The 21,992-nt window shown below is 33.5% G+C and carries 20 protein-coding genes; 19 read left to right on the top strand and 1 reads right to left on the bottom strand.

Features of this window, described 5'->3' with window-relative positions; translation table 11 throughout:
* The first annotated feature begins 13 nt into the window (after positions 1-13).
* The 17 genes from KMW37_RS17045 to KMW37_RS16965 all read left to right on the top strand — a co-directional run bounded on the left by KMW37_RS17045 (position 14) and on the right by KMW37_RS16965 (position 16,598).
* Positions 14-541, top strand: a complete 528-nt coding sequence (locus tag KMW37_RS17045; protein WP_215225865.1) for a phage holin family protein — start codon at positions 14-16, stop codon at positions 539-541.
* Complete coding sequence (locus KMW37_RS17040; protein WP_215225864.1) at positions 542-1,117, top strand: N-acetylmuramoyl-L-alanine amidase; 576 nt, start codon at positions 542-544, stop codon at positions 1,115-1,117.
* Between the two features lie 14 nt (positions 1,118-1,131).
* Positions 1,132-2,349 (top strand): phage portal protein, encoded by a 1,218-nt coding sequence (locus KMW37_RS17035; RefSeq protein WP_215225863.1) that lies wholly within the window; start codon positions 1,132-1,134, stop codon positions 2,347-2,349.
* Between the two features lie 28 nt (positions 2,350-2,377).
* Complete coding sequence (locus KMW37_RS17030) at positions 2,378-2,959, top strand: HK97 family phage prohead protease (RefSeq protein WP_215225862.1); 582 nt, start codon at positions 2,378-2,380, stop codon at positions 2,957-2,959.
* A 60-nt stretch (positions 2,960-3,019) separates the two neighbouring features.
* Positions 3,020-4,267 (top strand): phage major capsid protein, encoded by a 1,248-nt coding sequence (locus KMW37_RS17025; protein WP_215225861.1) that lies wholly within the window; start codon positions 3,020-3,022, stop codon positions 4,265-4,267.
* Positions 4,268-4,349: 82 nt separating this feature from the next.
* Entirely contained in the window at positions 4,350-4,604 is a 255-nt protein-coding gene (locus tag KMW37_RS17020; protein WP_215225860.1) for a hypothetical protein, read from the top strand.
* Between the two features lie 9 nt (positions 4,605-4,613).
* The gene (locus KMW37_RS17015) at positions 4,614-5,159 is read left to right on the top strand and encodes a head-tail connector protein (RefSeq protein WP_215225859.1); all 546 of its coding nucleotides are present in this window, start codon (positions 4,614-4,616) and stop codon (positions 5,157-5,159) included.
* Positions 5,156-5,479, top strand: coding sequence for a phage head closure protein (locus tag KMW37_RS17010; RefSeq protein ID WP_215225858.1), 324 nt, complete (start codon positions 5,156-5,158; stop codon positions 5,477-5,479). The genes KMW37_RS17015 and KMW37_RS17010 overlap by 4 nt, the downstream gene beginning before the upstream one ends.
* Entirely contained in the window at positions 5,479-5,940 is a 462-nt protein-coding gene (locus KMW37_RS17005) for an HK97-gp10 family putative phage morphogenesis protein (RefSeq protein ID WP_215225857.1), read from the top strand. Before KMW37_RS17010 ends, KMW37_RS17005 begins: the two co-directional genes overlap by 1 nt.
* Positions 5,940-6,335, top strand: coding sequence for a hypothetical protein (locus KMW37_RS17000; RefSeq protein ID WP_215225856.1), 396 nt, complete (start codon positions 5,940-5,942; stop codon positions 6,333-6,335). Before KMW37_RS17005 ends, KMW37_RS17000 begins: the two co-directional genes overlap by 1 nt.
* A 57-nt stretch (positions 6,336-6,392) precedes the next feature.
* Complete coding sequence (locus KMW37_RS16995) at positions 6,393-6,833, top strand: phage tail tube protein (protein ID WP_215225855.1); 441 nt, start codon at positions 6,393-6,395, stop codon at positions 6,831-6,833.
* Between the two features lie 109 nt (positions 6,834-6,942).
* The gene (locus KMW37_RS16990) at positions 6,943-7,245 is read left to right on the top strand and encodes a hypothetical protein (protein WP_215225854.1); all 303 of its coding nucleotides are present in this window, start codon (positions 6,943-6,945) and stop codon (positions 7,243-7,245) included.
* A 373-nt stretch (positions 7,246-7,618) separates the two neighbouring features.
* Positions 7,619-10,213 carry a phage tail tape measure protein gene (locus KMW37_RS16985; RefSeq protein ID WP_215225853.1) on the top strand — a complete coding sequence of 865 codons (2,595 nt, stop codon included), beginning with the start codon at positions 7,619-7,621 and terminating at the stop codon, positions 10,211-10,213.
* Positions 10,214-10,236: 23 nt separating this feature from the next.
* Positions 10,237-13,182: a hypothetical protein gene (locus tag KMW37_RS16980; RefSeq protein ID WP_215225852.1), complete on the top strand. Its 2,946-nt coding sequence runs from the start codon at positions 10,237-10,239 to the stop codon at positions 13,180-13,182.
* A gap of 1 nt (position 13,183) precedes the next feature.
* Positions 13,184-13,525, top strand: a complete 342-nt coding sequence (locus tag KMW37_RS16975) for a hypothetical protein (protein ID WP_215225851.1) — start codon at positions 13,184-13,186, stop codon at positions 13,523-13,525.
* Between the two features lie 17 nt (positions 13,526-13,542).
* Positions 13,543-15,057: a hypothetical protein gene (locus tag KMW37_RS16970; RefSeq protein WP_215225850.1), complete on the top strand. Its 1,515-nt coding sequence runs from the start codon at positions 13,543-13,545 to the stop codon at positions 15,055-15,057.
* Complete coding sequence (locus KMW37_RS16965; protein ID WP_215225849.1) at positions 15,054-16,598, top strand: hypothetical protein; 1,545 nt, start codon at positions 15,054-15,056, stop codon at positions 16,596-16,598. Before KMW37_RS16970 ends, KMW37_RS16965 begins: the two co-directional genes overlap by 4 nt.
* 301 nt (positions 16,599-16,899) lie before the next feature.
* Here KMW37_RS16965 and KMW37_RS16960 read toward each other — a convergent pair whose 3' ends face one another.
* Positions 16,900-17,556, bottom strand: coding sequence for an MBL fold metallo-hydrolase (locus KMW37_RS16960; protein ID WP_215225848.1), 657 nt, complete (start codon positions 17,554-17,556; stop codon positions 16,900-16,902).
* A gap of 57 nt (positions 17,557-17,613) precedes the next feature.
* Between KMW37_RS16960 and KMW37_RS16955 the strand changes: the two genes are divergently transcribed.
* Both KMW37_RS16955 and KMW37_RS16950 read left to right on the top strand, forming a co-directional pair.
* Entirely contained in the window at positions 17,614-18,666 is a 1,053-nt protein-coding gene (locus KMW37_RS16955) for an NAD(P)/FAD-dependent oxidoreductase (protein ID WP_215225847.1), read from the top strand.
* 23 nt (positions 18,667-18,689) lie between these two features.
* On the top strand, positions 18,690-21,980 hold the full coding sequence (locus tag KMW37_RS16950; RefSeq protein ID WP_215225846.1) for a biopolymer transporter Tol: 3,291 nt from the start codon (positions 18,690-18,692) through the stop codon (positions 21,978-21,980).
* The last annotated feature ends 12 nt before the right edge of the window (positions 21,981-21,992 follow it).

The following is a 21,992-nucleotide window of genomic DNA, read 5'->3' as shown; positions in this document are numbered from 1 at the left end:
TTTTTTAAACTAGATGTTTTTTGGATATGATAGTATAGGTGAATTAATCACCCAAACATTCAAACATATAACCAATGAATGGGTAATCAAGTATGTTATACCGTTCTTCATTTTGGTAAATACCGTATTTAATTTCCTTTTCGATAACTATACAGAATCAATCTATTTTTTGATGATAGTATATATCATTGATTTTTGTACTGGGATAGCCAAAGCAATTAATTATTCAATTCTATACAGTAACCTAAAGGAATCAAACCCAATAGAAGCTGATAAGATAAAAGATAAGGTGCTTACTAGTCGTAAGTTTCCAAGGTTTTTATTTACAATGTTAGCAGCCATATTAATCTTATCCTTACTAAGATTTGCTGGTGTTTACTCCATTATTTTCAATCCTTTATTTGCTATTTTTTATTCAATTTTTTTAGGGGGTAATATTATTAGTATAGGGGAAAATTTAACAGAATTAAAGCTTTTGCCATTGAGCATTTTAAACAAGCTCAAAAAGAAAATTACAGATTATACAAACGAAAAGATGTAAGTGTTTAACAAGATTTTTTTAGTCGCTGGTCATCATAATAAAGATTCTGGTGCTATATACAGTCATACAATCAAAGGAAATGAAATAAAGTTTACTGAATCAGATTTAACTAAAGAATTTAGGGATTTACTTTTTATCGAATTATCAAAATACATTGATAATAAAAGGATTATAAAAGATAATGATGATGAAGATTTAGGTAAAGTAATCAATTGGTTGAATGAAAAAGCTTCAAAAAATGATTTGATTATTGATTTACATTTTAATGCAGCAAGTGAAGCTGCTAATGGTACAGAGGTATTTATTAGGGATTATTCCACTAATTCAGAAATAGAATTATCAACTGAAATTAAAAGAACTATTTGTAATAGTATTAATACCAGAAGTAGGGGGATAAAAAAGCAAAATCAATCAGCACGTAAGAGAATAGGTATATTGAATTTACCTAAACCAACTATACTAATTGAAGTATGTTTTATAACCAATGAAAAGGATATAAGCAATTATATAATCAATAAGCATTTACTAGTAAGTGAGTTAGCTAAGACTATTGATAAATTTTTAATTAAATATTAGTAATCAAAAATTGAATGTCATTTTTTAAAAATATATTATCAAATTCAGTAGTAATCAATCCAGCAATATTATCAATTGAAGATATTAGTAATAATGCTGTTGTAGATGCTTCTACAGCTTTAAGTATTTCTACATTTTACCAAGGCGTAAACTCAATTTCAAATACCATTGCTTCATTACCTTTTAAGTTATATAAAAACAAAGAGGTGCAGAAGGAAAACCCAATTCATTTTTTAATCAAGGAAAAGACAAATGACTATCAAACATCATTTGAATTCTTCAATACTATGCTTTTGATTATGATGATCAAGGGCAATGCATTTGCTAGGATAGTAAGAGATAATAGGGGTGATGTTAGTCAATTGATTATAGTTAACTATTCGGTGGTAGAGCCAGTGATATTTAATAATAAGTTATACTTCAAATTTGATAGTAATGAAAGTATAGCAAATGAGGATTTAATTCATTTTAAAAATATTGGAGCTGGTTATTTGGGTATTGATCCGATAAGCAATTTTAGGAAAAATATTGAAATCAATCTTAACGCTACTAACTATACTAACAATGTTTACAATGGTGAAGCTTCAAGTGTTAGAGGTACAATAACCTATGATAAGCCTTTGAATGACAAACAAAGAGAGAGGTTAAGAAGTGAGTTATCTAATAATTTCAGTGGTAAGAATGGCAAGCGAATATTATTCCTAGAGGATGGAATGAAGTTAGATAATAATTTTTCTTTAAGTCCAGAAAACACCAAATTTTTAGAATCAAGGGAATTTGAAAAAAGTGAAATAGCTAGTATGCTTAATGTACCTCCATTTATTGTAGGGGATTATTCAACGAGTTATTCTAATGTAGAGATCCAAAACCTTCATTATTACAAACAAACCCTATTGCCAATAATCACAAAAATTGAAAGTGAGCTAAAACACAAACTACTTTCAAAAAGTGAAATTGTAAATGGGTACTATGTCAAAGCCAATGTTGAAGCAGTATTAAGGGGTGATTCAAAAAGTAGGGCGGAATATTACAAAGAGCTTTTTTATTTAAATGCCATCACACCACAAGAAATTAGGGATAAAGAAGATTTACCGATTGATTACAATGGTCAAGGTTATATACATTCAAACCTAATACCTTCAAATCTAAGCAATGATTACTGGTTATCCTTAATGGAGAAAAACAAAGCAAAATCAAATTTAGATAATTCTAAAGCTGATGATGCAGAATAATTTTTAGACGTAAATTTTTTAAATAATAATGAATAATGAAATAAGAACTTTTCAAACTGAATTTAGAGCAATTGAAGAAGATGGTAAGTATTATATAAGTGGGTATGCTTTACGCTTTAACACACTTTCAAAAGATTTTGGAGGATGGTTTGAAACTATCCATAATGAAGCCATTAATGATAATACTGTGATGGATGATATAGTATGTAGATTCAATCATAAGGATGATTACATTTTAGGTAGATCATCTTCAAACACACTTGAAGTAAGGGTAGATGATGAAGGTCTATTTTATAAATGTGAATTGGATTTGGATATTAGTTATCATAAAGACTTGTATTTATCGGTTAAAAGGGGTGATGTTAGTAAATCATCATTTGCATTTCAAATTGCTGAAGATGGTGAAAAATGGGAAAAGATAGATGATAAATATGTAAGAACTATTACTAGTTTTAAACTTTTGGCAGATGTAGCACCAGTTGTTAATCCAGCCTATGAAGATACTTCAGTAAGGAATTTTGATGAAGTAAAAAAAGAATTGGATAAGGTAGATAATTTTAATTATAAATATCTTATTAAATACAATCAATTGAAAAACTCAATTATCTAATTGATTACTTTTTAATTAATAATAATAAATAATTTTTAGAAATAATTTTTTTAAATATAGATGAAAAAAAGTGTAGAACTTAGAAAAAAATTAGCTGATTTAGATAATGAAATTAAACAACTTTTAGATTCAGCTAAACAAGAAAATAGAGATTTTAACAAAGATGAAAAGGAATCTTTTGATAGTAAATTTGCTGAAGCAGAAGAGTTGAGAAATGATATTGCACAAGCGGAAAAAGTAGAAGCATTTGAAGCAAGACAAGCAAGTGAAGCTGGTAAATCTGTTCCATCCATCCAAACTAGATCAAAAGAGAAGTATTCAATCATTGGTCATATTAATGCAGTAAGAAGCGGTAAATTAGATGGTATTTATGGTGAAGCTCAAAGTCAAGGTGAAAAAGAAGTAAGGGATTCTGGTGTTAGCCCTAATGCTAATGCTGTTTATATTCCAGCTAATTATCAAAGGGATTTTAGTGTAACTGGAGATAGTGGTGCTAAAGGTGGAAATCTTGTAGCTACTGAAAAGGGTGGAATTATTGAAAGCTTATTTGAGGGGTCGTTATTGAATAAAGTTGGGGCTTCTAGTATGCTTGGATTAGTTTCAAATGTAGATTTGCCAAAAGGAAATTCAGTAACTTCTAGTTGGGTAGGTGAAAACGCTTCTGTTTCTGCTTCTGATCACGAAATTGGAAATGTTGAATTAAGACCAAATAGATTGGCTACAAGAATGAATGTAAGTAATCAACTTTTTATTCAATCTAGTGAAAGTGTAGAAGCTTATTTGAGAAATGAGATTGAAAAATCTATTCAAAAAGCTTTGGATGAAAAATTCATCACTGATTTGTTAGCTTCTTCTGATGTAAATGCGATTGTTGGTGATGTTAATGGAAAGGCCATTGATTATGATGGTATTATGTCATACATTTCAACCGTTGGTAAATCTGAAGCTGATATGGCTAATGCTAAATTCCTAATCAACTGGGATGTTTACGGAGCATTAAAGCAACTAAAAAAAGGTACATCAAACGAAAGATTTGTTTTGGAAGATGATAAGATTGAAGGCTTTGATTATGTTGTTTCCAATAGAATTCCAAGCGACCTTACTAAAGGTACTGGTACTGATTTAAGTGCTGCTGCTTTTGGAGACTTTACTAATACAATTGTAGCTGGGTGGTCAACCGTGGAAATCCTAATAGATCCTTATACGCAAGCGGGATCGGGCAAAACCGTGCTTAATGTCGGGTCTTATTTCGATATCAAAAACAAATATCCAGAGGCTTTAGCAGTTCAAAAAGATATTATAGCATAAGTATAATCAAGTATAAAAAATCCATATTAAAGGGTAGTCAATCGATTACCCTTTTTTTATTGATAATTTTTTAATTAATAATATGAAAATCAAGATAGTTAAACCTTTTAATAAGTCTGGTTATTTCGCAAATCAAGAAATAGAAATCAATCCAGAACTATTAGAAGTGATTAAAAAATATAATGAAGTTGAAATAATTGAAACTGCTGCTATTGATGATAAATCAAATGAAAAGGCAGTTAATAAGGAGTCAATTATTAGAGAACCGATTAATACAAATAACATTGAAAAGGCCGTAAAACCAACTGTTAAAAGAGGTAGAAAAGCTAAGAAGTAATTTTTTTAAATGATTGCAAAATTAACCAAGAAAAGTAATCAATCTATTGTAACACTAGATGAAGCTAAAGAACATTTGAAAATTCTTCATACTCACGAAGATTTGTATTTAAACAGTCTTCTTTATGTGGTTACTGATACTATTGAAAATGAATTGGAAAAGGATTTGGTAGATACATCTTATACCTTTTCAATATTTGAAGAAGTTGAAGTAAATGAAAATATTTTGTTCCCAAATTCACCAATTGTAGCAATTGAATCTGTTAAATTTTTTGATAATTCTACTGAAATAGTAAGTGGGTTTACTTACTCAAATTCAGATGAATATATTACTTTTTCAGAATTACCAAGTGATTACACTAGAATAGAAATAACCTATAAGAAGGGTTATGAAGATGTTGATGATATCCCCACTGCAATCAAACAAGCTGCTTTACTTCAACTAACAGACCTTTATTTATTGAGGGGTAGTATTGTAATTGGTAAGACAGTAATTCACCTTAATAAGACGGTTGACAGACTTTTACAACCATATAGGAAAGTGAGGTTTATATGATACACCTAGAAGATTTAAGATATAAAATATCAATTTTTAGTTACACTGAATCAAAAAATAGTGTAGGCCAAATAATTAAGACTAAAACCCATTACCAAGATTTTTGGGCTTCAAAGTATCAATGGCAAAACCGTGAAAAATATGAAAACAATCAACTCATTGAATCTAATGTAATAATATTTAAAACCTATTATGATGAGAATATTAATACTAGTTATTTGATTGAATTTGAAGGTGTTGAATACAATATCAAAGGAGTAAAGGAATTAGGTTATAAAGATGGTTTAGAAATTACAGCTCAATCAAAAAACAATAGATAATGGCAAAGATTAAGGTTGATTTAGATAGTGGATTAATTCTTAAAAAACTAAGAAAACTTAATCAAGGTGTTGAAGATAAAGTAATTAAAAAAGCCGTAAGAAAAGGTGCTAATGAAATCAAGAAGGAAGCTAAAAGGAATGTGCCAGTTGATAGCGGTTTGATGAAAAAGAAGATCAAGGTTAAACTAGCTAATAGAAGGTATTACAAAGGGTTTTCTTTGATTGTAAATGTAGATAGTCCAGCACATCACTTAGTTGAATTAGGTACTGAAGACAGAGTAGCTACCAACCATAAACTACTAAAATTTGAAGGTAGTAACGGCCAAATGATATATGTGAAAAAAGTTAAAGGTGTTAAAGCTAATCCATTCTTGGGGAAAGCTTATGAAGCTAAAGCAGATGATGCTAGAAAAGCTTTTAATGAGTATATACTAAAGTTTATCAAAGAGAATAGTTTATAATGTTAATAGAAGAAGTAATATACGATGTACTTAGTAATTCAACTGAATTAAGTAATATTTTTGGAGCTAATATTTTTCCCTTGGTTGGGAGTGAAGGTAAGCCATTACCAATACTTTTATACCAAATTAACCAAGTAGATGTAAATCATACAAAGACCTCTAAGAGCCTCCAAGATGGATATTTATTAAAGATTAATGTGTTTAGTGAGGACTATAAGCAAGTAATTGATGCTGTTAAAATTTTAAAAGAATTACTTGATTTTAAAAGCTTTACAGATGAAGAAGATAATGTAATAATTGATTTGGTTAGGTTTAGTTCTTACACTGATGAATTTGAAGAATCAAGTGAGGTTTATTTTAGAAATATCAACTTCGAATTACTAACCTTCAATTGATATTTTTTTAATTATTAACAACAATAATAATATTGAATTAAATAATTTTTTGAAATAATGAATAATCAAGATAGCAATAAAATACTTATAAAAATAAAAGATAATGCTGATACTGGTGCAACTGAAACTGTATTAGCTGGGCAAACTTCAGCCTCTTTAGAGATTACGAAAGAAATGAGGGAGTTTACTAGTAAAACTACTGTAGATGGTAATGGTATACCTATTAGGCGGTATATTCCAACGAGAGTAACTAGTAGTATCTCAATTGAGTCTTTACAAGATGCTAGTGGTAGTTTATCAAGCCACGAATTGATTGAAATGTGTTATGATGGTGTATTAGTTGACTTCGCTTTGGGGGGATCATCTACGGGCGACCGAATAGCCAAAGGAAGCGGTTATTTATCTTCTGCTTCTGGTTCATATGCAATGGATGAAACAGTTTCTGGATCATTTACCTTGCAAATTGATGGCGGTTTAACATTTGAAGATGTGGTATAATTAAAAATTTTCATTTTGTTTTTTGTTTAAGTGTGAAGGGTAGTTACTGCAAGGTAATTGCCCTTTTTTATTGATATGAATCTACTTACTAATGATAAACAATTTTAAAATGATAGAATATTTAAAAGTAGATGAAAATGAATTTCCAGTAAGGATCAACAGAAGAGTAATTGTACAGTTTGAAAAGAAATTTAATAAAGGATTAACTGAATTAGCTAACATCAAAACCGATGAATTAAGTTATCTAATCTATTTAGGAGTATGTGAAGGATTCAGATTTTTAGAACAAAAGAATGAATTCAAGACTTTTGAAAAGTTTGAAGATGAACTTGATAAGCTTTCAGTATCTGATTTTTATGAAAAAACTGGTAAAGTAATTTCTGATTTTTTTACCGAAAAGAAGGAGAAGTAAATAGTACTTCTTCTTCAGATTTAGAAGAGGATGATATAAATGATAGTGATATATCATTAGAACTTGCTTTTGAAGCTGGAATGAATATCAATGAATACTACCAGCTTACACCAGTTGAATTTTCAAAGTTTATTATAGGCTTCGAAAACCGTAAAAAGCACGAATATAATCTAGCTAGATTTATATCATATTTTTCAATCAAACCACACTTAGACAAAGCACAACAAAACAAAGATATTGATTCTTTAATACCCTTTAATTGGGAAACTAAGAAGAAGAAATACAGACAATTAACAGTTGATGAAGTAGAGGAATTGAGAAGGAAATTCAACTTTTAATAATAATAACTTTTTAGATAAATTTTTTAATCTAAGTGAATTCAAATATAGGTAAGATTTTAATTTCCATTGGTGGAGATGCTACCCAATTTCAAAAAGCTATAGGTGGTGTACAACGAGATTTAAACAGATTTTCAAGGAATCTCGACAAAATAGCTGGTGATATATCAACTAAAGTATCTGCCCCATTAGCCCTAGTTGGTGGTATTGCTACTGCTGTTGGTGCTTCATTCAGTGATGGTATGTTACGTGTGCAAGCATTAACAAATAGTACTGGTGATGAGATTGAAAAACTTACCAAAAAGGCTAAAGAGCTTGGAATTAACACAAGCTTTAGTGCTACCCAAGTTACCCAATCAATGCAATATATGGCTTTGGCTGGTTGGAACACTACCCAAATTATGGATGGTGTTAAAGGTGTATTGGATTTAGCTGCTTCTAGTGGTGAAGATTTAGCAACTGTTAGTGATATTCTTACTGATGGCCTATCAGCATTCAATAAAGAAGCTAGTTATAGTGCTAGAATGGCTGATATTTTGGCTACTACAAGTGCTAGGGCTAATACCGATGTAACTAAACTTGGTGATGCTTTTAGATATGTAGCCCCCGTTGCTGGTGCATTAAACTTTGAAGTTGAAGATACTTTATTGGTGCTCGGCACTATGGCTAACAACGGAATCAAAGCCAGTCAAGCAGGAACAGCTTTAAGAGCCACTTTATCAAGAATGGTTAAACCAACCAAGGAAAGCCAGAAAGCCTTAGACCTACTTAATTATTCAATAATTAACAGTGATGGCACAATTAAGCCATTGACCAAAATAGTAGAAGATTTAAGGGGTAAGTTTGCCAATTTAACACCAGCACAAAAAGCAAGTACGGCTGCTATGTTAGGTGGCCAAGAAGCAATGAGTGGTTTGCTAGCTTTGATGAATGCCCCAACCGATAAATTTAACGAATTAAAAGAAGCTATTGAAGATAGTAATGGTGCTGCTGATAGGATGGCAAAGCTTATGAATAGTGGTTTAGGTGGTGCATTGCGTAAGATCAGAAGTAGTATAGAAGGGATTCTTGTAACAATTTCAGAAAATCTTACCCCATACATCATTAAAGCCAGTGAAGTAATAAATCAATTTTCAAATGCTTTTAATAACCTATCACCTAACATACAATCAATAGCAACTGGTTTTGGTGTAATGCTTACTGTAATCCCTCCATTGATTTTAGCCTTTGGACAGATCATTAAATTGGTTAGTAGCTCAATTGGAGCAATCAAAATATTGATACCTCTTATAGGTGGTATTAGTGCACCGGTACTTGGTATTGCTGCTGCTGTTGGTGCTACTGCTTATCTCATTTACAAATATTGGGATGATATAGTAGCGTATTTTACAACTGGTAATGGTATTCAATTTTTGAATGAATTAAAGATATTATGGTCAAATGTATTATTCAATATTAGGCGATTAATTCAAACTTTTACCAATACAGCAAAAGACATTTGGAGTAAGTACGGTGATGAAATAACACAAATATTTAGTTGGTTAGGAGAGGTTATAATGACCACCTTTAATATTGTCATCAATCAATTAACCCTTGTTGTAAAGTATATAAGTACCTTCATTGATGTTATTGTAAAGCTTGTTAAGGGTGATTTTAAAGGTGCATTTGAAAGTGTAGGTAATTTTATCAAAGAACTATATTTTACCATTTTTGAATCAATACTATCAGTTTTTGGGACTGTTATAAGGGGTATAAGTGGTATAGCTGATGTACTTGGATTTGATACTATTGCTAATGGTTTAAGTGCCACTAATGGTAATCTTAGTGATTACATTAAATTAATTAAAAAGGCTAAAGAAGAAGTTTCTGGTGGTGATGATACTCCAAGTGTTTTAACACCAGCTATTACACCACCAACAACTAATACAAATACATCTTCAATAGCTTATGGTGGTCATCCTATAATTGATGCAATTGGAGTTGGCAAAAGAAAATTACCACCACTTGAATTAAAGGAATTCAACAAGAGCTTAGAGGAACTCAAAAACAAAGGTATTCAACTAGCAACTACAGTTGATGAGATGGCTAAAAGGCTTACTGATGGATTTAATGATATTATCAATAATGGTATTGCAAATGGTTTATCTTCTTTTGGTGATGCTTTAGGACAAGTAATAAGTGGTAGTGCTCATATAAGTAGTATAGGTGTTTCCTTACTTACAACTTTGGCTGATGTAATGGGGCAATTGGGTAAGATGGCAATTGCTGCTGGTTTAGCCATCCAAGGTATTAAAGCTGCTTTAAAATCCCTTAATCCTTATGTTGCAATTGCTGCTGGTGTAGCCTTGATAGCTTTATCAAGTGCTATTAAAAGTGGTGCTAGTAATATGGGTGATAAGTTTGGAGGTAGTAGGGCTGAAGGTGGTAATGTTGACTTTGGAAAAGCTTATTATGTAGGTGAGAGGGGCAAAGAATTATTTGTGCCAAATCAGTCTGGTACTATAGTAAGTTCTAATGATCTTAAATTTGGTGGTAATCAAGCTGTAAATATCAATGGTAAATTAACTGCTGAAGGTAGCGACTTGGTGTATGTCTTTGGAAAAGAGCAAAATAAGAGGGGGCGTAAATAATTGATTATTTTTTAATTATTTGTATGTATAACACCAAGTATCAAATTCAATATTCTGACATTAATAATTCACAAACAACCATCAATATCAAACAAAAAGATTACAATGGTGAACTAATTGAATTAGAAAAATTTGGGGTTGATCCATTATATATAAAATGGTATGGTGAGGGTGAAAGTAAGTTTCAAACTATACAGCAATCAGAAGCAACTATTAGCTTATTAAGTGAGTTTAATTTTGAATTTCTTGAATTTGCTGATTTTGAGGAAAAGGAATATTTAGTTGAGATTATTAAAGGAGGTTTAGTTTATTGGATAGGTTACTTACTTCCAGATAATTATTCAGAATCTTATGTTGCACCACCATATGAGATTCAATTATTGGCAATCGATTGGTTGACTAGTCTTAAGGATATTGATTTTACTGATTCACTAGGGAATAATATTTACACAACCAAATCACTTTTAGAAATCCTTATTATCATTTTTGATAAAATAGGCTTAGATATTCCTATTTATGATGGAATTGATTGTAAATATGATGCTGGTGTAACTAGTGCCTTAGATGAAACTAAGATCAACTGCAAGAAATTTATAGATGATTTAAATGGTGATAATCCTACACCTTGGGATTGCGAAAAAGTTTTAGAAGAAATACTTACAATCTTTGGAGCTACATTAAAGCAAAATAAAGGACGTTGGGAAATAACCCACTTTGATAATCAATCTAAGGTCTTTCAAAAGTTTACTTATAATGGTACTTATATAGCTTCTGAAGCAATCAATCAAACCAAATACCTTGATGACAATCAATTAAAAATACTTGGTGAAAGTGGTGATCTTGAAATAGAAGGTGCTAAAAAAAGTGTTGAGATAACGCAAAAAATAGAAGGTAATGAAGATATAATTGTTGGGGGTAATTTTAAGCAAGATGCTAGTTGGAATACATCTACTGATTTACTCAATTGGAATGAAAATAATATTGAGGTTGAACAAAGTGAAGATGGTTTATACATAACTTCCAAATTTGATAACCTTCATCAAGGAACTGGATTTGAAGAAAATACCAAGGATTACTACATAAAAAGCAATCCAATTGCCGTAAGTAGATTACCAATATCTTCTAGTCCAACAAGTAATGATAAATGGTTTGATATAGATTATAAAATTAAGTTAAGACCAGAATATTTTGAACCAACTGGATTGACCACTGATCCCAACTTTGATAGGGAGCAATATTATTTATACCTAGAGACACAACTAAATGACTTTATCAATGCCCTTGATATGGGTAGTTTTTTTGCTGTAAAGTATGTTGATTCAAGTGGTACTTATTGGTTAAATTTTAGATATACATTAGTTGGTATAACAAATACACCAGTAGCTAGAGGGCGAAATTATCGAAGTGAGTGGATTAACCAACCAACTATTATCTGGAATCAATATTTAGATGCTGATAGGGTAGAGTTTAATAGACTAGAACCTAGCACTAATAGGAATATATATGATAGAATCTTATTTCCAGAAAATATTGAATTCCTAAACAAGACATTCAATTATGATCAAAGAATATATCTCTATGAAGAAAAGTATGATCAAGAAACACCATTGATTCAAGATGATGGATATTTTGAATTTTACTTTTGTGTGCCTTGGTTTACTGGGGCAGTTATAAATACAAGTGGAGTTCCAGTCGATTATATGGTTGACTTTAGTGGTGTTGGGGTATATTTTGAACAAATAAATGTAAGTAATGAAAATGCTGATAAAGACCCTATAATTTATACTGGTGATAATGGAAAAAACATTAAAAAGTTAGATGATATTGAAGTTGAAACTGGTGATGGTGAAGCTTTATATTTTGGTACACTTTTCAAAAATGATGGTATTACACCAACCATTAGTTGGCAAAAAGATTCTATTGAATTACCCATTTTACAACACACTGCTAATAGGATTATAAATCAATATCAAGCCCCAACCACAATATTTAGAGCTGATATTTTTACAAGTGAAATATTGAATCTTAATGATGTAATATTTAACCCAATTACCAATAAGAACTATGTAATTCAAGGTTTGGAGCTTAACGATAAAGAGGCAGAATATTCACTTGAATTAAGGGAGCTTTACAAGCCTATTAATTTCCATTATTACAACCTTATAAGGGATGGTGTAGGGGTTGATGATATACCACTATCAAATTTAGAAACTGGAATAAGTAATACTTATGATTTAGGATTTGCTATTATAGCTTGTTTAGGCCATAGGGATTACTTTAATATATCTGATAATATCATTGATATACTTTTTAATGTTCAAGCTTCTGATGGCTCATTTACTGATTATTTAGAAGATGGGGCTTTAGCTGGTAATACCTCATTTAGAAGTAATTCAGCTTTATTTTATGGCTTGAATTATTACATCAAAAACAGATATCATAATAAAAATGGACTTGATAAAGCAAAGGTGATAGTAAGTAAAATGTATGGCTTTATTGAAGGTCATTATTTCAAAAATGGAATAGGTTTAGGGTTTGATAATAATCTAATTAATACAAAGGATAATATTACCTACTATTTTGGGTTAAAGCTTTTTGATAGGGATATGGCGGTTAAATTAAAGTATAAGATTGACTATCAACTTTTCAATGGTAACACTGTTTACAGCGGTATTTTAAGCCACTCAAACAACCAACTTAAAGAGAATAACCAATCATTATTGCTAAGTGCTTTTGCTTATCTATATAGTGGTAATTCAAGCTTTATTGATGGTATATCAAGCTACTATGATGAAGAAGTATATACAAGCTTATTACTTGCTTTGTGCTACTTCAAAAATAGGAATTATGATAAGTGGGAAGATATAAATGAAACAATAATTGATACTGAAGAAGATGATGAGAATTTTTTATTACCTACTTCAATTAAACTAATAATTAATAATGTAGTTAAAAACAATATTTTTTAAAATGAATACACTAAATGTAGAGATTGTAAGAGGTGATACTAAGCAACTCACTTTTAATTTTTTTGATGAAAATGAAGCACCCCTAAATATAGATAGCTATGACAATATATTCCTAGACCTATCAAGATTTGATGATAGGCAAAGTGAGGAAATAAAGCTATCAAAAGGTAATGGTATAACTGTTACTGGGGCTAATTCAATATTGATTGATATTAACTATAATCAAACCCAATTGTTATATCAATCCAAATATTGGGGAGACCTTAAAGTAATGACTGGTTCTACTGTTATTACCCTTTTTAGGGTAGTTTTCAATAACTACCAAAGCACAACTAAGATTTAAATTTTTTTAATAAACAAATGAGTACATATAACATATACTTTAACTCAAATAATGAAGTAAATAGCATTGAAACTGAAACTATTGATTCTGTCAAAATAGTATCAGTCCTTAACGGTCAAAAAGATAAAGCTGGTGGTGTAGCTGGTATAAACAATAACGGCTACATAGATCCGCAATTTTTACAAATAACTGTAAGTGGTCAATTCTTGGGCTTGATTAGTCCAAGTGATGATGCCCCTATAAGTGGCACTACTGGTTGGTATTGGGCAACTGAGCAAGGAACATATACTAATCACGGTGGATTTGTTTTAGCACCACCAAATAACTTTGCAATAATTACTGTTAATGATGGTAATTTTGATGGTAGGGGAATACAGCTTGATTTGGGCGGTGTTTTATTAACAGAAAATACCAACCAGCTACCATTAGGAATTAACCATTTCAAACCTTCATTGGTTCAAAACGATAAATACATAGCTTCTAATGGTGTGATATCCACTCTTGCAGGGCGTAAATTAATGGTTCATCCTGTCAGCGAAAATAAAACGTATACTGTAAGTGGGATTAAGCCAAACAGCTCAAAATACCTAACATTTCACGACAGCTCAGGCACGAAATTAGGCACTCATTACCAGATCAATGTTACAGCACTTGTAGTGACTGCCCCAGCTGGTGCGGTTGAAGTGAGATATACGATAAAATGGGAAAGTGAGCCTGATGATTCAGGCTGGGCTAATGCACAGTTTGAAGAAGGAAGCGTAAAAACTGAATATGAGGCTTTTCAAGGTTATTCTATTAGTGAGGTTGAGAACCTCCCTTTAAAGGCTACATCCTTAGTTAAAGAGAATAGAGTTCCTGACCCTGATGACGATCACAATGCAATCAATAAAGGGTACTTTGATTTAAATTCTGTTAGAACACAAGACCTGACTTTAGAACCTTCTAACAATTTATTTAACCCTACATTGATAGTGGAAGATGCTTATGTTAATAGTGCAGGTACTATCACAAATGCAGTGGGATGGAAATATATAGATATTCCCGTAAATGAGCTGACAGACTACACTATAGGTAGAATTTTTTCAACTGGAACCGTATATTGGTCAATATGGGATGCCAGTGATGTTAAATTGACGAACGGAGGATTTGCAAGTGGTGCTACTCAAGTAGTTACAGTACCTTCAAATGGCGCTAAATTGAAGGTGCTTATAAAGAGGGATGTAGATGATGATTCTGTTTATAATGAGGGCACTGTTAACGACGGCGAAACTTTATTAACACCTTATGAAGCTTGGAGCTTTGAGCTTGTCACACACATAAAGGGCTACCCATTAAAGTCATCCGAAGGCGGAGGAGGAGAGGCATACGATCAGAGCCTTAATACTACGGATGCAGTCCAGTTTGTTGCTATTACAGCCCAAGCAGCTACGTTCGATTTACCAGAGGGCGCAGGATCTCCACCTTTAGGGGTTGAAATAGGGGATTTGTGGGTTGATACTAATGATTCAATTATTAAAGTCAGATTAGTATGAGAATTAAATTTTGGCCGAAACAGTCGACAATACCAGCTATTAAGCTCAATCACAGGTATGGTGCTGATATGACTTTCAGTTTTCAGACAGATAGTAGGTTAACTACTTCTATTTATGCGGTTGAAGCGTTTGGCTTCAAAAATAATTTCAGAATAGGAGCTTTTCAGTCGAATCTAGTGAATCAGATTGAAAGCGGAATATCCGAAGCCGAGGCAACTGGACTTATTAGGCACGACATCTATTTTGGCACGGATATGTGGAAGAACCCTGTTACGGGCGTAGTCGAAGTGGTTCCCGATTATTACGACTCAGAATGGACTACTTTAGGCGCGTCCTATTTTGTCAATGCAATTGAGGGGCAGCCGAAAGCTACCAGATACCCTAATAACGGACAGCAGATGTATGATATGTCAAATGGTGCATACGGTTATGACTTTTCCAATGATGTTGCAGGGACAAGCAATCTATATGAGTATAAAGGAGTCGTTGAAATCCAAAAGAACTGGATTAAAGGGCTGACGGGCAGAAATGTAAGCTCAGGAAGTTACAGGAATGGGAGGAGGGAAACATCTGGACTGAATTACCCTAACTTCTTAGGGGTGAGAAATAGTAATGCAGGGCCAGCTTTAGCCAATGGAGACGCAGACACTTATTACGGTAGTGGACTAGGTTATAAAGGTGATTCAAGATCATTTAGGGAGTATTTTATAGACTACCCGTCAACCACAAGATGGTGGGACTACTGGAACACATTCTACGTGCCTCCAATGCCGAAAGCTGATGCGATAGATTACTTGGAGCAGGAGATCGGAAAAACGCTTGTTAACAATGGTTGGTTTAGGGATTTCACCCACTTTCATAGTGCTTATAGCTTTGGAAACCTTGAAAGTCTTGACGAGTTTATGCAGATTGTAAAGACGTCAGTCGGAGCTGATTTCGCTTGGTACTGCTCGAATGGGGAGGCCTTGGAGTATATGTATTTGCGTGAATTATGCAACAGGGTGACCGCTCAGGAAAAGGACGGAAAAGTGACCGTGATACTTGATGTTGACGATGACTTTAAGGATATGATGGTTGATGGGATTTCGCTTGCAACTCCCTTGGATGGTATTAATACACCGCTTTCCATTCAGGTAGATTTATCAGGCACTTCTTTATCGGGAAAATCAATTATAACGACTAACGGAAAGCCTATAAGCCTTGGAAGTGATAATTATATAGTTGAAGTTCCTTTCAAATCAGCGGTTGAAGGGTTTGCCGCTTTGGTGATAGAGGAGGATTTAGAAGGGATAGGTTATTTGGATTTCACACCTCCTGTAATCACGACTACAATTGACGGAGAATTTATAGAAATCAGCACCGATCAGCTAACTAAATGTGCTGTTTTTCAAGCACCTTTAGGGGGGGAGTTGAAGGATGTTCAGATTTACAATAGGAGTAATAAACTTGGAACGATTCATAATTTTCACGTAGAATCAGGATATGAATATTGGGTTGGTGCAATAAATGAGGCTGGGCAGTCAAGCTTATTAAAAATATAATAAAAAAGGGGATGATATGAGATGATGTATGATCTTAGAATATGAAGAAAGTACCATCCCCTTTTAATTGGCTGTATAATTTTTTATCCGCCAAAGGGAATAAAAAATATAGGCCGTATGCCTATTGGTATTAATATAATAATTTCAATTTACTTTTAAATAGGGTGTACCTAAAGATGTAATCTAGGTGTTAGAAATTGATATTTAGAAAGTGTAACATAAATAAAGTAAATAACTTTAAAACTAATTTTGTTATACTTTTTGTTACACTATAATTTATAAACAATTGATAATTAGTGATTTATAATTGATTTGCGTTTTTACCAACAAATGGATTATGGATTTTCTCAATGCCTATTTGAGTGGCTGGTCCATGCCCCGGATAAACCGTTACATCATCAGGCAAGGTGAATAGCTTGTTTTTAATGGCATTGAGTAGGGTATGATGGTCACCACCAGGAAGATCAGTTCTACCTATACTGCCCTGGAAGAGCGTATCACCTCCAATACAAATTTTGGACTCGGGATGATAGAAAACTACATGTCCTGGAGCATGTCCCGGTACCCAGATGATTTCCAGTTCTGTGTCGCCAAAATTTATTTTTTCTCCTTCTTCAAAAAAGATTTCCGGTTCACATTCAGCGTATGCAGGAAATCCGTAATTAGAAGCATATGAGCTTACAGATCTTAACACGACCTCTTCTTTTGGGTGGATTTCCAATGGTAATTTATAGCTGTGATTGATAAAATCATTTCCTAGAACATGGTCAATATGGCAATGGGTATTAAGCAATCTTACTGGCTGAAGACCATTGGATTCTATGAAATTTTTTAATTGATCCTTTTCACCTTTTTCATAACAGCCGGGATCTATGATGACCGCTTTTTTCGTATCATCATATAGAATATAGGTGTTTTCTTGGAAAGGATTAAAGGTAAAAGTTTTAATGTGGAGCATGTCCTAAACATTTTTGAATTCATGCCAAAATAACGAAGAAAGAATTTAATTTTGGGTATGGAAGTAGATTTTTTACTCATTGGACAAGGTATTGCCGGGACAGTACTGTCTTATAAATTGCACCAAGCGGGGAAGTCTGTCTGTATATTGGATAAGGCTTCAGAAAATAAAAGTAGTCGGGTAGCTGCAGGTTTATTTAACCCGATTACAGGGAGGAAAATGGTAAAGACTTGGAATGCAGATAATTTGTTTCCGCAAATTATTCCATTATATTCTGAACTGGAGAAACTGATTAACAAAAGGATAATTTATTCCAAGCCAATCTATAGGCCTTTCACCAATATCGAGGAGCAAAATGAATGGATGGGGAAAAGTATTGAGGAAGGATTGCAGGCATATTTGTCAGATGTTAGGCTTAATTCCCTTTATCCCGAAGTCAATGATCCATATGGAGGGATCATGCTAAAGAATTCTGGATATGTGGATATAAACTCTTTATTGGACGGTTATAAAAAATGGTTCCAAGCGTTCGGCATCTTAAGGGATGAAGTATTTGATGAATCAATATTGAAAGAAATTGAGGGAGTATGGAATTATAAGGATATTAAAGCGAAGAAAATTATCTATTGTAATGGACTTGGAGCAATGAAAAGCCGTTTTTTTGATTGGCTACCTTTTGCCCCAGTGAAAGGAGAAATCCTTGAAATGAAGGATGATTTTACCCCAAATGAAATTATTAACCGGGGTGTCTTTAGGATTACTATGCCTGACAATACGATTAGGGTTGGGTCAACCTACAGTTGGCATGATCTGGATGTTGGTCCGACGGAGCGAGCAAAGAAGGAGATTTTCGAACGGTTAAATAAAATTGTACACACAGAGGAAAAAAGATTGATTAGTCACAAAACGGGGATTAGACCAGCTACAAAAGATAGAAAGCCGTTTTTGGGAAAACATCCGGATAACGAAAGCGTTTATATATTTAATGGCTTTGGAGCCAAAGGTGTTTCTTTAGTACCTTATTACAGCAATATAATGTTCGACTTATTGTTTGGGAATATTGAACCTGAAAAAGATGTTAACATAAGTCGATTTTTTAAGTATATTTAGAACAAAGACAACATAAAAGTTAAATGAAGGTAAAATTAGTTGTTATTTATTTTACATTATTATGGCTTGGTTCTTTCGGTGTTTCAAAGGCCCAGTTTGATCAGGAACGATTTGGTAAAAACCGCATCCAGCACCAAGAATTTGATTGGTATTTTTTTTCTTCCAATAATTTTGAGGTCTACTATTATGGAGGAGGTAGGGACAATGCCAGAATGGCCATAGACTATCTGGAAAATGAATTTGAAAGAATCACCCAATTAATAGGTTATGTAGCCTATACCAAACCAAAAATTTACATTTATAATAGCCACGAAGAATGGTTGCAAAGCAATAAAGACCTTTTTGAGAACAACTACACTGTAAACGGTCAGACCTATTTTTCCAAGCTGCTGGCTGAAGTGCCCTATACAGGGGATATGGCTTCTTTTAAGGAAGAGTTATTGTATCGGACGACTAAGGTGATATTGGAGGAGATGCTTTTCGGCAGTACCATCGCCGATGCTTTTCAATCCAATTTGATTACTAGTTTTCCTGCTTGGTTTATAGATGGGGCAGCTTTGTATCTGGCCAAGGGATGGAGTATGGAGATGGATGATTATGTGCGCCATTATTTAAATGATAACAAACAACCCAAGTTATTTAAATTAAATGACAAAGAAGCTTCCTTGGTGGGACAATCCATCTGGAACTTTGTGGTACAACAGTATGGCAAACGATATATTTCGAGTGTATTAAACCTGAGCAGGATTAATAGAAACGAGGAGAACAGCATTGCCAATACCTTGGGTATAAGCTTCAAAAACTTTGTTGAGCAGTGGAAGCAATATTATCGGGGAATCAACGAACCTGTTTTTTCCTCATTTAAGGAAGCCAAGGAAGAGAATATCATAGCAAGGACGAAGAAGAACGATAACGGAACTATAAATGACATTAAATTTAGCCCCGATGCAAAACATTTGGCCTATGTTATAAATAGTGACGGGAAGTTTAAAGTCATTGTAAGAGAGTTAAGCACAGACAACGAGGTGACAATTTACAAGGGTGGTTATGTGACTGATGATCAGGAACCCAATTTTACCACACCGGTAATTGCCTGGAGGGATACTTTAAATCTAACTATTGCCACTTTTAAGAAGGGGCTTACAACTTTGAGAATGCGCAGCATTGACGGCAGTAACCAGGACAAGATTTTTCTAAGGAATATTACCCAGATCAATAGTCTGAATTTTTCTCCAAATGGAAAGAATATGGTGCTTTCCGCCATGGCTGGAGGGCGAACTAATATCTACACCCTTAATTTGAGAGGGCAGGGTAGAAGACTGACCAATGATGTGTTTGATGATATCACCCCGGTATTTATCAATGATTCTACTATAATTTATTCCTCCAATAAAACAGATTTGCCCGATAGCGTGATGAGTAAGGCTCCTGATGTGAGGAAATTACCTGAATATTTCAATTTATATAAAATTGATTTGGGAGATAGTATGGTTACCACAAGGCTGACCAATATGAGTTCCAAAAACTTTATGCCTAGGGTGATGAACCAGAACTTTGTGTTACACCTTAGTGATCAAAGTGGAATTAGGAATGTGATGAGATTAGGTATAGGAAGTGATATTTCCAGCCAAGTCTCTGCCTTTAACACAAGTGTAGAGAGCTTTGATTATTCTCCTTCCACCAATAAATGGGCTTATGCCATCAAAGATGGAACTGGAAGTAAATTGGTTTTGGAATCCTATCCAAACTTGGATCAATTCACCCCGGGTACCCCAAGGGTTCAGCTTTCTCAGGCCAAAGCTCTTAATGAAAGGTTGGCTGCGCGAAGGCTAGAAAACCAAGCAGACAATAACCAGGTAGAAGTAAAAAAAGAGCCAATCATTGAAAAACTGGATGAGCTAGCTCAAGATACCGTCATACTCCCCAATAGGGCCACAGGGGCCATCAATATTGATCGTCTTCGATTTGAAAGTAAGGGAGGTATAAATACAGAAAATTATATTTTCGATACAGTGCCTGCACCAAGGGAAGAACAACAAAATACCATTAGAACAGGTAGAAGTAGTATTTTGGAGGCATTCAGAAAACAAAGCTTAAAAAATACGGTGAGAGGTCCTAATGCCTACTCTTCACAGTTTATGGCGCACAGTTTAAGGACGACTTTTGTAGTTGATCCTTTGAGGGGATTTGGAATCAATATAGCCGGCCAAATGGCTGACCTATTGGATAACCATATTTTTAAGGGAGGGATAATGACTACGTTAGATTTTAGGTCCGGTAGTGATATTTTCTTTGAATACCAGTATTTGAAAAGTAGGATAGATTTTAGAGGTAGGTTTGACCGTAAGGCTTTAGTGATTTCAGAAGGTGATGTTACCTTTCAAAGGTATGTGTTGACCAAGACCGAGTTAGGCTTTTCTTATCCATTTACAGTGCATACGAGGTTTACAGCCGCCCCTTTCTTTGCAAAGACCCAGTATTATAACCTTAACCCTGATTCTTTAATTCGAGGAGGAGATGGGCCTCAAAACAGATTTGATGTAAATTATATTGGTGGTAAGGCTGAATTTGTAATGGACAAAACCAGACAGTTGGGTTTGTATATGGAGCAAGGCTTTAAGGGCAAGGCTGGATTCCAGCATTATCAGGGAATAGGAAAGTCTGACCGTACTTTCAGTAATTTTTACCTTGACATAAGGAATTATCAAAAAGTCCATAAGAATATCACCTTTGCGACCAGATTATACGCAGGATCGTTTATGGGCAATAACCCGCAGAGTTATTTGGTGGGAGGTATGAAAAACTGGCTATTTAATGAATTTTATGAGCCACCTTCCAACAGACCTGAATCTTCTCCTATCAGGAATAATGATGGTAGGGAAAACTCCAATATTCTTTTTGCGGAATTTGCGGATTTGAGAGGCTATGATTATGATGAAATAAGAGGAAGGAATGTTGTTACCTTTTCTGCAGAATTGAGGATACCATTGTTTTCATATCTGTCAAGAGGAAATATAGCCTCTAATTTTATTAAAAACTTCCAGTTAGTTGGTTTTTACGATGCAGGTTCCGCTTGGGATAAAGCAGCCCCTTGGGAGCGCGTAAATGACCAAAATACTGAAGTAATCAATACAGATGGTTCGCCATTTGTGATCACCCTTAACAACTTTAACAACCCTTGGCTTCAAAGCTTTGGCGGTGGACTGAGGACTGTATTGTTAAATTACTATGTGAAGTTTGATATGGCCAGACCGATCCGTAACTATGATGTGGAGAAGACCAAGTTTTACGTGACGCTAGGTTATAATTTCTAAAATGATTCTTAT

This window comes from Echinicola shivajiensis, from assembly GCF_018642165.1.
In the GTDB taxonomy this organism is placed as follows: Bacteria; Bacteroidota; Bacteroidia; order Cytophagales; family Cyclobacteriaceae; genus Echinicola; species Echinicola shivajiensis.
The sequence above is the reverse complement of the archived record's forward strand: the minus strand, read 5'-3'. Positions and strand labels throughout refer to the sequence as shown.